This window comes from Labilibaculum antarcticum (assembly GCF_002356295.1).
In the GTDB taxonomy this organism is placed as follows: domain Bacteria; phylum Bacteroidota; class Bacteroidia; order Bacteroidales; family Marinifilaceae; genus Labilibaculum; species Labilibaculum antarcticum.
Genome location: NZ_AP018042.1, coordinates 1,330,991 through 1,346,383 on the forward strand (window position 1 = coordinate 1,330,991; position 15,393 = coordinate 1,346,383).

Sequence of the window (15,393 nt, forward strand, 5' to 3'; positions counted from 1 at the left end):
GTAAGAATGTATTCTGTAGACTTAGAATGGATATATTGGGTTTTCGAATTGGCTTCCTGACACTCAGAATGCACTCAGGAGCAATAAAATGAAAGAAATTGATGTTGAAATGGACGTATTTGGACTCAAAATCGATTAAACGGGTGTTGGAATGGACTCAGGGCACTCAGAATGGTCACACCAGCGTTAAAAATGGATTATGTACAGGTAATTTTCAACAATGCACCATCCTGTCCGTAATATTTCAATCCATATTATGTAGAGTGGTTCTTTTTTACACCTGTCGAATTGGGTTCTCTACCTACTTACGACTGTTAAGTACATTTAAGTAAGAATGATATAGTACCGATGTATTTTGAGTTAGGTCGTAGATGAGCTTGCGAATTTATGATTCAAACTAAACAACAATCGATATCAATCGATTTTCGCGTTTCATTTTATTTGGAATGTATAAATTGAATTGTAACTGTTTTATCTCAAAATTGTAACTGTTCCTTTCATCGGTTTTTCATCATCAATTTTAATAACATAATAATACGAGCCAATCGGTAAATTACCATTCCCATCGGTTCCTTTCCATGGTGTTCCCTTGTATTCATTTCCCGAGCCACTAAACTTATAAATTGCTTTACCCCATCGATTGTATATCGCAATTTTCAATTTTTGCACCAATTCAACCCGTTCAATGCGCCAGCTATCATTATACCCATCGGCATTAGGAGTAAAAGCTCTAAGAAGGTTTTCTTCCCAATAATTCATTATTATTGCTTCCTGCCCTATATCAGCAGAATTAACACTGCACCCGTTGGCATTATCTGTTACTTCAACACTGTATTCGCCCGGATATTTAACCTCTATACTTGAAGTGATTTCCCCTGTAGACCAAACATAAGCTGCCTCACCCTTTGTAAGTACTGTGGCTCTGATTATTATACTTTCAGCAGAGGATAAACTTCCTGAAAGCGGAGAAAGTGAAACCATCGGAACAACTACATCTTCTGTAATAAGTACTGGATCAGAAAGCACATTGCATTGGAGATTTTTATCCGAAACTTCTACTGAATACTCCCCTTCTTCTCCATTTTCTATCTCTAAAACGGAAGCCGTTTCCCCGAGGATTAAGTCATTATCTTTAAACCATTTGTAATGAGCTTCCCCCTGTACTTTCGCTCTCGCTGTCAAATCAATATTCTTTACATCGCAGGTTAATTCTGTTGCTGAAGAATTTAATTCTACTTCTTCCACAATGGTGAACACATCTACATTTTGTGCAGTATTGCTGATGTTGCCATTGCCATCGTCAAATGTCCAGTTGATGACATAGCTGCCTTCGGTGTTATAGGTCAATGGATCTAATGTAGTTCCCTGTATCTCTCCTGCACAATTGTCGCTTGCCATTGGCTCTATAAGACTAATGGTACACATGCCACTTACATCATCCAAAACCGGGGCGATGGGGACAGTTACATCATCTAAAATTACATTTTGAGGAACCGTGATGCTGTTCCCATTGCCATCGTCAAACGTCCAATTAATGACATGAATTCCCTGAGTAGTATAGCTTAACGGATCGGTGGTTGTGCCTGTAATTGTTCCTGAACAATTATCTATTGTTGTTGGCGAAACTGCTGTGATGCTGCACTCTTCGGTGAGATCAGGCAAATTTGGGATTACGGGAGCTATTACATCGTCAACAATTACATTTTGAGGGACTGTGATACTGTTCCCGTTGCCATCGTCAAACGTCCAATTAATGACATGAATGCCCTGAGTAGTATAGCTTAACGGATCGGTAGTGGTTCCTGTGATTTTTCCCGAACAATTATCTGTCGTTGTAGGCGAAACGACTGTGATGCTGCACTCTTCGGTGAGATCAGGCAGGTTTGGGATCACCGGAGCTGTTACATCATCAACAATTACATTTTGAGGGACTGTGATACTGTTCCCGTTGCCATCGTCGAATATCCATTGAATGACATAGGTTCCTTGCATAGTATAGCTTAATGGATCGGTGGTTGTGCCTGTGATTGTTCCCGAACAATTATCCATTGTTGTTGGCGAAACTGCTGTGATGCTGCACTCTCCGGTGAGATCGGCTGAGACTGGTGCGACAGGAGATTCAATATCTACTACAATAACAGTAATTGTATGATCCTCTATATTCCCAGAAAAGTCCTCTGCTTGCCAAAGTACTTTAGTTTCCCCAACTGGAAATTCCATTGTCACAGGTGCATTATTGGTAATTGATTTAATATGACAATTATCTGTAACGTCAAGCGTGCCCCAACTAACAGTACTGGAAACATTTCGTCCGGGATCGGTATAAGCCGTTATTTTATCATCAGACAGTGCCGGAAAAGTAATGGTTGGTACAATATGATCAACCTTTGCTATAACATGAATATTATCACTGGCTATACAACCAAATTCGTTTGTTACCTCTACATCAAAGTTTGCTCCTGCAGGATCTTTTAATATATGAGTAATCTTTTGACTTGTTTTTCCTGTTGCTTTCCCTCCCCAAACATACGCCGCTCTTGAATTTCCAGCATCCAATTCGAAAGTTGTCCCCAAACACATGGGTGAACTTTTATCAGAAATATTAATATCGACAATCGGTTTGGGATACACTTCCAGATGTATTTCATCTGTACTTTTACATTCATTCTGATCGGTAACCGTTAATGTATAATCGCCTGTTTTATCGGTTGTTAAAATTGTTTGCCCGTATGCCGGAACAGGAATTATTACATTTGTTACAGAAGTACTCCACTCGTAATAAAGATTGGGTCCCCAACCAGCCTCAGGCGTAATTGTAAGATCAGCAGGAGTTCCACCCTCGCAAATATTCCGATCTGCTCCAAGATCAATCTTTATATCACTAATAAATTTTATCGTATCACTTGCAGAACATCCATTTGAAAAACTCACTTCCACATTAAAAGTTTCCATGGTATTTACCGATATTGTTTGGCTGGTTTCTCCTGTATTCCATAAATAAGTCGCTCCTGGATTTCCTGCATCTAAAATGATTGTATTCCCTTTGCAATTGATTTGATCTGTACCTAAATCAACTGTTACAGATGCTATTTTACCACCATCTTTAATTATCCAGCCTTTGCTAACTAAAATATTTTTACCCGAATCGTCACAATATTTACTATTTCCCCCACTAAATCTCACGTTATTCTTCACTAGTAATTTAGCCCATGAATTTAATAAAGAAGTATAAATAGTAGGAGATAAAGTTACAAACTGAAACATATTGTCCATTTGAGTTACATTGGAAACATTCCAATTGCTGATGTCTCCAATAAAAGAATTCGCAGCACTGAACATATATTTCATATTAGAAACCGTACTGACATTCCAATTATTGAGTCCTACACCCTGAAATGATTCAGCGAAAAAAAACATATATCCCATGTCGGTAACCGAAATGGGATTCCATCCACTTAAATCTGCATCGAATTTCTTTGCACTACCAAACATTTCATACATCTTATTCACATTACCGACATCCCATTTATCAATTCCCTTACCAGTAAATGAAGTTGCTCCTACAAACATATAACTCATGTTCGTAACAGAGCTTACATCCCATTCATTAACATCAGCATCCAATCTAGTTGCGTCTCTAAACATCCATGACATATCTTTAACTAAACTCAGATTCGGGGGTTCAATACCATCCCTTATCGTAAGATTGGAACAGCCAGAAAAAGAATAATTCATAGACTCCCAAATAAGATCTCCCCATTGCTCTATGGTTTTAATTTTATCCTTGTCTCCTCTATCATTAAAGTAGATTGCGGGGAATGTTCCTGAAATTTTTACTGTGTAAACACCAGTTTTAGCATAAGTGTGCTTTGCATCTCCTGTTTGATTTGTACTATTTGGCATTCCATCACCCCAATCAACCACATAATTATAAGTAAAGCCCCACCCACAAACAGGAATACTTATCTCTAAATCTCCCGCACTAACTTCCCATGTAGTTATGAATTCGTTTTGCAGGGAATATGGATAGTTGGGGAATTCCAGAACATCTTTTCGTGTTCCTACTTCTAAATTCCAGTCGCCATTTGCCCCGGTAATATCATCGGAGGCGGCAAGTGTAATGTTTAGTAATTTTTCGAGGTATGCTACTGCATTTTGGCCTTTTACACCTTTGCCAAATTCACAGGCATATATATTTATGTGTGTGATTCCTTTTAGCAGTTTGCTTTTTTTCAACCATGTGGCTATTTGAGGTGCAGTAAGCCATTCGCCATCAATTAGCAATTCGCCTGCCCGGCCATGGCTAAACAATTGAAATGATTCCGGAGTACTTGGTAGATTACTTAAACATTCTTTTGATTTCAGATTCTTATCAATATATATGTTTGCGTTGCTTCCAGAACAGGTAAATGAGCTTATACTTACAAACAGTATAAACAATACTAAAATCCTATTATTCATATCTTAAGAGAATTGTGCAATCCTTACGTTCTTAATTATAAAGAAATACACCATGACACAAAACACAATGGAAATCAATTATTTCGATTTACTATTTAAAAATGATAACAGAGATACTAATCAGCAAGCAGATGCATCATTCGAAAAATATTTTCTAGAAGAAGATATAACTTTTGCTGTTCCTCTTGTGACGTGAGGTTTTTGTTTTACTGAAATTTCGATCGGCCGCTCTTCTTTCTCTCAATCGATTTTCCCTTTTCATCTTATTCGGAATGTCGAAATTGATTCCCAATGTAATTTCATGAGTTCCATCACTACTATCAGCAATTAAATTATTTGTGTAATGATCATATGAATATCCGATGTAATATTGATTGTAATTGACACCTACCATACCTACAATCTGATCGTTTGTTCTGTAGGATGCAGCCATCCAAAAATGATGAATATATAATTTAGCGGACAAATCGTAATAAATATCAGAATTCATGGTTTTTCGAACAATTACAGAAGGTTCCAGATCAACAAGGTCTTTTAAGTGAAAAGTATAACCCGCTGTAGCATAAAAATGTCGTGACATTATATTTCCCTGAACTCCATCATCACCTAATTTTACTGAAGACTCAAATAAGTGTGCAGCCGATGCACCCACAAAATAATCATCGTTATATAAGTAAACCCCAAAATTTGCATCTGGTACATACGAAACGATATCCGGACCATATTTAGGGTCATTGACAGGAATGTATCTCTTATCAAATTTAAACTGATAAAACACACCTCCAAGACCAAAAGAAAGCTTTGTTCCTGATTGTCCAAGTGTGCTTTTTGATAATTGCAAATGATAGGCATATGAAAACTCAATACCTGTTCTTGCTACCTCTCCTGCTTTATCATTAAAAAAATATGCCCCCAAACCAACACCACTGGTCTTATTTCGTCGTGATAATGGGTTTCCTTTAACATTACAAGTAGTACAATTATTACTCATATTTTTATTAAAACTCAAGGCCTGTGTTTCAGGAGCCCCTTCTACTCCCGACCACTGCTGACGTAAACTTAAACGCAGAGGTGAATACATCCGGCTTCCCGCCATAGCAGGATTGAGTAGAAATCCATTTTCCACGTACTGGCTATACAGTGGTAGTTGTTGTGCTTTTCCTTGAGTGAATGCGAAGAGCAACACTCCCAGAATTATAGTTATTCTCATTAGAATATAGGGGTCAGGTTTAATAATATCGTTTAACGGAGAATTGTAACAGTTCCCATCATTGGCTTTTCATCATCAAGTTCTACTGCATAATAGTATGAACCAATCGGTAAATTTGTATTTCCATCGGCACCTGTCCAAGGATCACCGCGATACTGATTACCTGTTCCACTAAATATATAGACTGCTTTCCCCCATCGATCGTAAATTACAATCTTAAGTTTTTGCACGAACTCAATTCTTTCAATATCCCAAAAGTCATTATAACTATCATTATTTGGCGTAAATGCCTTTGGTATTTTTATTCTGTTTTCATATAAATATTCAAGTACAATTGTTGAATCTCGCAGACAACCATTCTGATCTATTATAGTTAAGTCATATCTTCCTCTTCCTAAATCCTCAATGCTTGTTCCATAGTAAGGATTCAAATCCTGATCAACCCAGTCAATAGAATAATCAAGAACTCCTCCGCTAACATCAATTCGAATGGAACCATCATTAGCATCCATTGTTGTTGGACGACTCGCTTCAACTTCTACAATCAATTCCTCTGGCTGTATCAGTTCGACACTGGACACATCAAAACAACCGTGCTCATCGATAACCTTTACATCATAAGTGCCTACCCTTAAATCAGAAGCAATATCTGTTTCCTGACCATCCGACCATTCAATTAAATAATTTGGCGTTCCGCCTGAAATATCAACTAATGCACTACCAGAATTTTCCCCATGACAATTTGGACCTTCAAAATCTATAATTTCTGCAATCAAGGTATCTGGCTGACTCAATGGCTTAGATCCCACTGTCTCGCAACCATTGTTATCAACAACTACAAACGAATAATCACCAGATTCTATGTCAAATATATCTTTAGTGATACTACCATAATTATCCCAATTTACCAAATACGGCTCTGTTCCTTCCGAGATATCAAGTTGAATCCAGCCATCTTCCAAGCCATAACAGGTTGGTTCCGAAAAACCAGCTACTGTAACCAGAACTTCCTTTGGCTCTACAATTTCGATTGTTGCAATTTCCGATTTACAATTATTGAAATCTGTTATCTGAACTGAATAAGTTCCTGCCGAAAGTCCTTGTTGATCTTCATTTACTCCAACAACACCAGGGCCACCCCATAAATAAGTATAACCCGGCGTTCCTCCTTTGGGGTGCAAATTGATGTAACCATCAATCAGTCCAAAACAAGAGATATCTTTCTTCCAGAATTCCGGCACCAGCTTTTCGGGTTCATCAACTATTACCTGAAGACTCTGACGTTCATAACCAGGATCACCTAATGAATCGTATACCGTTACGATATAAGTACCAGCCTTCATATCTTTAACATCTTTATCCGTACTTCTAAAATAATGATCTCCAGTCCATGAAAAAGATAAATTTGCAGGATCACTTTCGCCTAAATAATCAACAGTGACTGCACCATCATCGCCATCAGGACAAGTAACATCTGTCTTTGAAGTCACAAACAGCAGTAATTTTGCAGGTTCGTGAACCCTTTTTGAATCTTCAATTCTACACTCATTTGCATCCAAAACAACCACTTCGTAAACTCCCATCTCCAAACCATTAACCGAGATATTTCCCGATGCATTTGCCGATTCAGAATAAGAATATCCATTTGGTCCGGAAACGATGAAAATATATGGTGGAGTACCACCTGTAACCGTTGCCGAAAGTTCTCCATCACGCTCTCCTTCTGCTGAAATATCAAAAGGTGTTACTGTTAAAGCAAGCTGTGTTGGTTCCGTAATTGTTGCACTTCCAGAAACAGAACAAGCATATTCTGAAGTTATGGTATAATCATAGGTTCCTGGTTCCAAATCAAGTATGTGTTTTGCTGAGGATAAAAACCCAGCTCCATTAGTCCAAGCTATGGTATAATCTGCAGAACCAAAATCAACATCCAGTTCAATCTCCCCATCAGCAGTATTATTACAGCTTACATTTTTAACACTTGCAAGACTTGCATTTATTGGATACGGAGCTAATAATTCATAAGTATTAGTCGCCGATTGACCTGCCGATGTTGCCGTAACTGTATAAACACCTTCGGCTAAACCTGAAACTGTTTCTCCTGTACCTGTGTAAGCTCCAGGACCAGACCAATTGTAAGTAAAAATATCATCACCACCAGTAGCATGTGCTCTTAGTTCTCCCACTGGAGATCCTACACAACCAACCGCTTGTTTTTCCTCAATATAAGTAAAAGCAGCTCCAGGTTCTTTAATGATTATTGATTTTTCAACAGTTGAACATCCCGAAGCATCTGTTGCAACAACAGTATATACACCTGCAGCTAAATTCTCAATCAAGAAACTGTTGTCGTCGTAATTATCCGGGCTAACGGATGAATAGCCACCAGGACCAGTTACAGTAAAACTATAAGGAATTGTTCCTTCCAAAGTTTCAATAGAAAGAATACCACTTTTGATTCCTGCAACTTTAATATGTTGTTCTACAACCAAACCTAATTGAATTGTTAATCCTAAATTCAAATCAACTTTACCTTCTGAAAAACAATTGTTTTTATCGGTAATCAGCAAACTGTAATCACCAGATTCTATATTTTCAATATTCTGAGAATAAGATCGGTAGTCGCTAGGGCCTGACCAACTGTATTTGTAACCGCTATTTCCACCGTAAGGAGTAATTAGTATAATTCCATCGGCAGTTTTCTTACAGGTTGGCAATACAATATCTTCAACTAAGAAACCTATTTCTCCTGGTTCTGCAATAGTGACAATTGATTCGAATTCACATTTTTTTGCATCGACTATACGAAGTGTATAATCTTTCGGTGCCAAATCTGAGAAAATACCAGTTGTATTTTCGTATTTATCTGTTGTATCTTCATCTCTATTTAAAGAATATTCATAGCCTGGAGTTCCTTGAGTTGCTTCAACAAATATTTCACCTGATTTTTCACCATTACAATTTGCAGCCTCAATTGTTAACTCTTTTGTGATTAATTCCTGCGGCTCAACTAACAGATGACTCAATGCTGAAGGACAGTTAACTGCATCGGTAAGAGTTAATTCATATGTTCCTCCTGCCAAACCAGAAATATTAGCTGTTGTAGCTGTGTATCCCGCAGGACCAGTCCATGCATAAGTGTAATCTGGAACTCCACCTGTTATAATAGGAACAAATTCTCCATTGCTATCATTATAACAAAGTAAATCGGAACCATTCAAATCCATTACAATCTCAGGATTTGAATTCAAAGTAATATCCTGATCAGGAGTCAAACACAAGTTTGCATCTGAAACATGCACTTTGTAATCACCGGAATATAATCCGGTAATATTTTCACTTGACTGTACCACATTATCTAAGAAGTAAGATAAGTTTCCAGTACCACCGGATGCCGTAACCAAAATCTCTCCTGTAGGAATGGTAAAACAAGTCAAGTATTTTGGAGTGATATCATCAACTATCAATTCGTAAGCATCAAAAATATTTACGATAGTATCAAAATCACAATTTTTACTATCAGCAACCGTAATATTGTACTTGCCAGGTGTTAAGTTTGTCACTGTACTTGTCCAATTAATTTCATCAGGAGAATCTATAAGGTCATTTCCTGCTTCATCTTTCCATAAAAATGTATAATCCGGATAATTCCCATCGGCTCCTTCTTTTACTTTTGCAATAATATACCCGTTTCCTTCTCCATAACACTTCACGTTATTGGCCGTAATTTCAAGGGATACATTTGAAACCGTTCCAAGTAATACTTCTGCAATAGACTCAATTTCACAATTCGAAGCTTCATTACTTAAAGAATACATAACTTTAACTTTGTAGAAACCACTTTCGGTCACTTCAATTACAGCATTGGTTTCTCCATCTATTACAACATAAGAAGACCCATCAATACTATAAAGCCATTGAAAAGTCGTGCTACTATTAATAGGGAAACCCGTTACATTATCTATAATTGCAACATTGCTGCACCATTCTTGTTTCTCAAAACTTGATTCAAAAGAACGTGGATTTTCCTCATCAATACCATCCCCATCTGCATCTTCAGTCAATTCATAAAAACCGGTACTACTTCCACTATTATCATCATATTTATAGCGAACAGGATGATCTCCACCAGAACCTGATGATCCGGCAATATCAGTAAATGAAGTATTAAAAATTTTACTATACAATCCTGATGGCTTATTTATAAATGCTTTACTACCAGGAGTACTTGCTTTCAAGAATACATAGGAACAACGCACACCTTCCATTTTTAAATCATTGATTACAGTAATTGTTTTCCCTGATTCAATAATATTATTTTCATATCCAAGCGTGAATTCCAAATTGGTAAACGTATTGTCTCCATAAATTTGACCTTGTTCGAAAAATGATACGGAACCAAAAGATCCTTTTCCTAGACCTATGATTTTTATAATCCCATTATTCATAAAATCAATAAAACCAAAAGTCACTTCATTATCGGTCTTGCAATAAATACCTCCACCATTGGCAAATGTAATTTTAGTATCTGTTGCTATAAAATCCAATCCGCCAGCGGTATTCATTATCATGTTCCAGCCAGTAGGCTCATCAGAGGTTACAGTCACTTGAGAATCGCTCATATCAAACTGACGAACAGCACTAGAAAGAGAGCTAAATCTACCCACAGTAAATTTGTTCCCTCCCGTGTTAACAGAACCACTTTCCAAATACAGATCCCCGGAAGTGATCAGGCTTGAATTCCAAATCCACGATTGTGCATCTCCATTAAAGATCACATCTCCATCCATCGATTTATTCGCAAAATCAACAATTTTATCTCCTGCTAAGCCGTCACCAATAAAGTCAAAAGCACCTCGCATACTCAACGACATAGTCGCTGTCAAATCCATGAATCCACCAATTTGAAGACTTGCGTCAACAGTAAAGTTGGCACCGGGATCCACATCATCATACCATGTCATATTGTGACATTGACCATCTGCAGTCAATTCGACCAATTTGCTTCCTAAAAATGAATTCGAAGTAAAGAAAACATCATCGTTTAAGGTAGGTTTACAACCCTCTTCACTACCATCTTCAGTTCTACTCCAGTTTTCGTGATTGTCCCAACTATCGTCAATACCATTTCCGGTCCAATACAAAGCTATCGGATCAATAGCACCGTCAATAATCCAGCCAGTAACGTTACCAAGATCAAATGAATTCGTTGCGGTATAGCTTGCTCCTTTAGAAGCATCACCTACAATATCTTTTAATTCGAGAAAATTACCTGTAACATCATTAGCAGCAAGTATTGTAGTTTGTTTTGTGTCTTTATCAGAATGCAGTGAAATTGGTGCAAAACAACTACCATCAGCAAGAAGGTAACCCATTTCGTATATTTTCCCATTTTGGAATTTAAATTCGAACCCTCGTCCTAATTCAACTGTCCCAAATTTATAATTCCCACTAACGTTACCATTATTCTTAAAATTAAGATACTCTACATAAGGTAAAAATCCAGTAACACTATTTGCTGATAAAACACCCTCTTTTTCAAAAACAACATTATTAAAGTTAATGCTATGAGTCGCAGTACCTAAAATTGATACTTTTGCATCATTTGTAAAAGTAATTGTACTATTATCTGATAAAAATTCAAATCCCTGATCATAGTTAAAATCAGCTAGATTCAAATTTAATGAAAACCCAAAAACATCATCTTTCCCATTAATTGTTACATTCGAGTTTTGAATGTCTAAGCTTCTGGAATTAATTCCCTCTGGCGGATCTGTAGATGTTATACTTTTACACTCCAAGACATTTCCATCTGTGATCAACTTACCGTAACGAATAAAACAATCACCTTCCATGATCATATCATCCAGCAATTTCCACTCTCCCCCTTTACCATCAAATTCAACAATATTTGGAAACACATAACCAAAAGAATTGATTTCCTGAAGTTCGGTCGCTCTGAAGTAGAAATCAACCATAGGTGAAAGATCAATTTCTACTGCGGAATTAAAAATAAGAGATCCATAAATATAAACACCTGTAATATCGGTTGTACCCATTTCAAAATATGGCCTTGCAGCCTCAGAACCAGTCCAATCCATTGTTCTGCATCGAATATCACTAGCCCCTGTATATACGGTTTGTTCTGTATCGGTAAATGAACCATTATCGAAGAATACATTATCTTTTGCTGTTGGCACGCAACCATCAGCAATAAGAGCTCCTGATGTGGTAGCCCAGTGGCCAGGATCATCCCAATTTCCAGTTCCTAAAATCCAAAATAAATCTATTCCTGCTGGTTCATCTTCAAATTTCCATCCATCGGCTCCTCCTAAATTAATAGAAGCTTTTGCTACAAAAACATCAGTAGGTTCTGCTTTTACATTTAAGATATTAACTGAATTTACTGTGATATTAGTAACACCTGTTTTTGCCTGAAATATTGCCTGATCAGCACGAGAAGCTGTAATATCAATAGTTCCTTCGCAAGCTCCATTTGCAATTACATCTCCAAATATATAGGTCTGACCACTCTCGAACACATAAGTTTTTCCGATTGCAAGTTCGATACTTTCAGCCGAAAAATTAATTTTTGAATCATTTGCTTGTTCAAAATAGGTGTTGCCATTAAAAGCCAAATTATTAAATGAAACATCATCAGAATAATTTTTCAGATGAGAATTCCCATCTGCATCTTCAAAAGTTACATTATTGAATGCAACAGGAACTGCACCTTTTGATATAATTAAATTTCCTTCTGTTGTAAATATTATTTCTGACGTACCTGCATCGAAAGTAAAGCCATCAGGAGAAATTTCAAATCGTTCTAATTTAAAAATTGACGATCCTAATGTCAATGATCTTGCATTATCAGAAGGGGATAAAAAACTAGCCGCTTCCATCTCCTGATCGTTTGAAACGATACCTCCATACTCCAACCGAATTAAACCAGATGTTTTCAATGCACTTGTTAATGTCCATGTTCCAGCAAGCCAAGTATCATCATCTTGTTGTGTTCCTTCAAAAAGCAGATCGCTAATTAATTCCACTGCTCCCGCATCAATAGTTGCAGGATTTTCTGATTTCATATAAAAATCTCCAGAATAGTCGTAGTTGGCATTAAGCATTTCTGAAAAATCAAGACTTCCAAAAATAGATATTGGTTGGTCTCCAGTAAAACTCATTGAATTAGCATTCGTCCAAGTCATATTATGACATTCTGCTAAAGATGCTTTTTTTGAAATATTTACTTCATAGCTATTTAAGATATTTGCATCGTCGAAAACAACATCATCCAATCGGTTTGGTAAACAACCACCCTCCCAGTTACCAGCTGTAAACCAGTCACTATCTACATTTCCTGTCCATTTTATTGTTGTTCCGGTTAAATCATTAGGAAAAAACCATCCATCGTATCCTGAAATACCAATTGATTCTTTTGCTTCCAATAAATTGCCAGAAGTAATATACCCACCCTTAACATTTACATCTTCAATTCTTAAACGAATCAAATCGCTTGACGACACATCACAATCGAAGAAAGCAATACCACCATCACCTTTTAATGTAATATACTCATAACAAGTACCATGTGCACGCAATCCATCTGCATTTAAAATTTTCTGTGTACTTCCCGACTGAAACAAATATTCTTTTCCCTGATTTAAAACCAATTGTTCAAATTGATGATCCCCGGATAGTTTTGCACTTCCGTTAAAATTCAATTTTTTGAAAACTGGATCTTCACCTTCATTGGTTAAAAACACCTGACCATCAGGATAATTAAAAACGACACTTCCATACGTAAGATAATCTGAGGTATTGTTATAAAATTCAGCCCCATCCGATAATAATTTAATTTCAGAATTACTACTCGTTAGTGCAAAATTACTACCTGCAATATTCCATGCTTTGGAAACACCATCATTAATATCCATATTCGAATTAGTCAAATCTAACTCTCGATTATAAGTACTTGTTGAAATAAATTGCCCAACAGTTAATCTATTTCCATTGACATGCAATTTCCCTTTAAATAACTCTAAATTATTTGTAACAGTAATGTCCGTATCAACAGTCCACTCTCCAGCACCAATAAAAGAAACTGGTCCAATAAAAACCGAGTTTATTGCTATTCTATTTGTTGTGTTATCTCCATCAAACTGTATTTCGCCATCAAAAACCCAAGTACAATTCCCTGCAGCAAGAGATCCGAAAATTCCTAAATTATTAGATCCTTGTAAAATTGCAGCATCATCAATACTAAGGCTTTTACATTCGGCAGGAACATCAATTTCTACCGTATAACCTGCCCCTATTATTGCATTATTATTTCTGGATGGTACGCAATTACTATCCCAATTAGAATGTGTTCCCCACTTGCCATCACCAGCGGTTCCTAACCATATGTAATCATCCGAAGGAGGAGCATTAAAAGTCCAATTGACATTATTGTTTCCACCTAAATTATATGAATTGTTCGCCACAAAAGGAATTGCATCTCCACTTGCGTTGATATTTTGAACTTTTAGATGATTAAGGTTTACTGCTGTAGCCGAAATATTTCCTCCTGCAGCATCCCCAATCAAATTAATATATGCATAACACTCACCAAGTGCTGTAAATATTCCGTTTATATTCTGTGTCCCATTATTAATAGAATAGGTCTGTCCTGCAGTCAAGGTTAAATCATTAAAATCATTTTCTCCTTGCAGACTACCGTCTAAATCAAAATTTACATCATGGAAAGACGTCAGGATATTAGAACTTTCAATCACACCATTGTTTCCTGTAAATAGGACATCGTAAAAATCTACTCGTTTAGTTCCGGTTATTTCAATCGTTGAATTCGTAGCACTAACAATTATTTTTGAATCCCCAGGATACAGATTTAAATTATCTGTTTGGATAGATAAAACTGTTCCGCTCCCATCTAGATTAATAGTCGCAGAATTTAAATACAGTTCTCTAGAAACAGGATTCTCAGAAACAAGACTTCCACAAGTCAATTCTGCTTCAATACTTAAAGTTCCCTGATTAAAATAGACTGTATTATCAAATAAATACAGATCACTGGTAACTCTCCAACCACCATTGTTTTCAAAAAAGAAATCACCATTAAATGAATTCCCCCCAAAATCAATTACATTTCCTAAGGTATTTGCTCTAAAATAAAGAGGACGATCAAGGTCGATAATCATCTGAGTGTTGAATTTCACACCTCCGTAAATCACCAAATAATGAGCAATATTATTATCCGTTTTCAGAGTAGGTGTGTTTTGTACATTGCCCCAATGCATATTCAGACAACGTGCAACACTAGTGATTACAACCTCTGCTCCTGCATCAGGAAAAGAAAATTCATCAAAATAGACGTTATCATCTTTATCTGGCAACAAGGCTCCTGGATTAATCTTACCGCCCGGCTGATCGCTCCAATGTTGTATGTCATTGAAATTACCAGAACCGCTAATCCAATAAAAATCCTTAGCCTCGGCGGATAAATATAATAGCTGTAAAAAAATAATTAATAGTAGACTTACTCCATTTCTTTTCATAACAATTGGTTTTCCTATAGATCGACATCTTTAAAAGACTTAGGCAGAAACATATATTCTGTGCATTAAAGAATCTTTTGTTTTGACGAGAGAAAAATAAATAAGTTTCAAATTTGGCGAAAAATTTCAACATATTATTTATCATTCCTTGATATTTCGTACAAC

Annotated in this window: 3 protein-coding genes; all 3 read right to left on the reverse strand. The window is 36.6% G+C overall.

Features of this window, described 5'->3' with window-relative positions; genetic code table 11:
• Window positions 1-471 precede the first annotated feature (471 nt).
• A complete protein-coding gene (locus tag ALGA_RS04930) occupies window positions 472-4,461 on the reverse strand; it encodes a BspA family leucine-rich repeat surface protein (RefSeq protein ID WP_096428273.1) in 3,990 nt (1,329 codons plus the stop codon).
• A 154-nt stretch (window positions 4,462-4,615) separates the two neighbouring features.
• Window positions 4,616-5,671 carry a PorP/SprF family type IX secretion system membrane protein gene (locus ALGA_RS04935; RefSeq protein ID WP_096428274.1) on the reverse strand — a complete coding sequence of 352 codons (1,056 nt, stop codon included), beginning with the start codon at window positions 5,669-5,671 and terminating at the stop codon, window positions 4,616-4,618.
• 32 nt (window positions 5,672-5,703) lie between these two features.
• On the reverse strand, window positions 5,704-15,228 hold the full coding sequence (locus ALGA_RS04940; protein WP_096428275.1) for a T9SS type B sorting domain-containing protein: 9,525 nt from the start codon (window positions 15,226-15,228) through the stop codon (window positions 5,704-5,706).
• Between the last annotated feature and the right edge of the window lie 165 nt (window positions 15,229-15,393).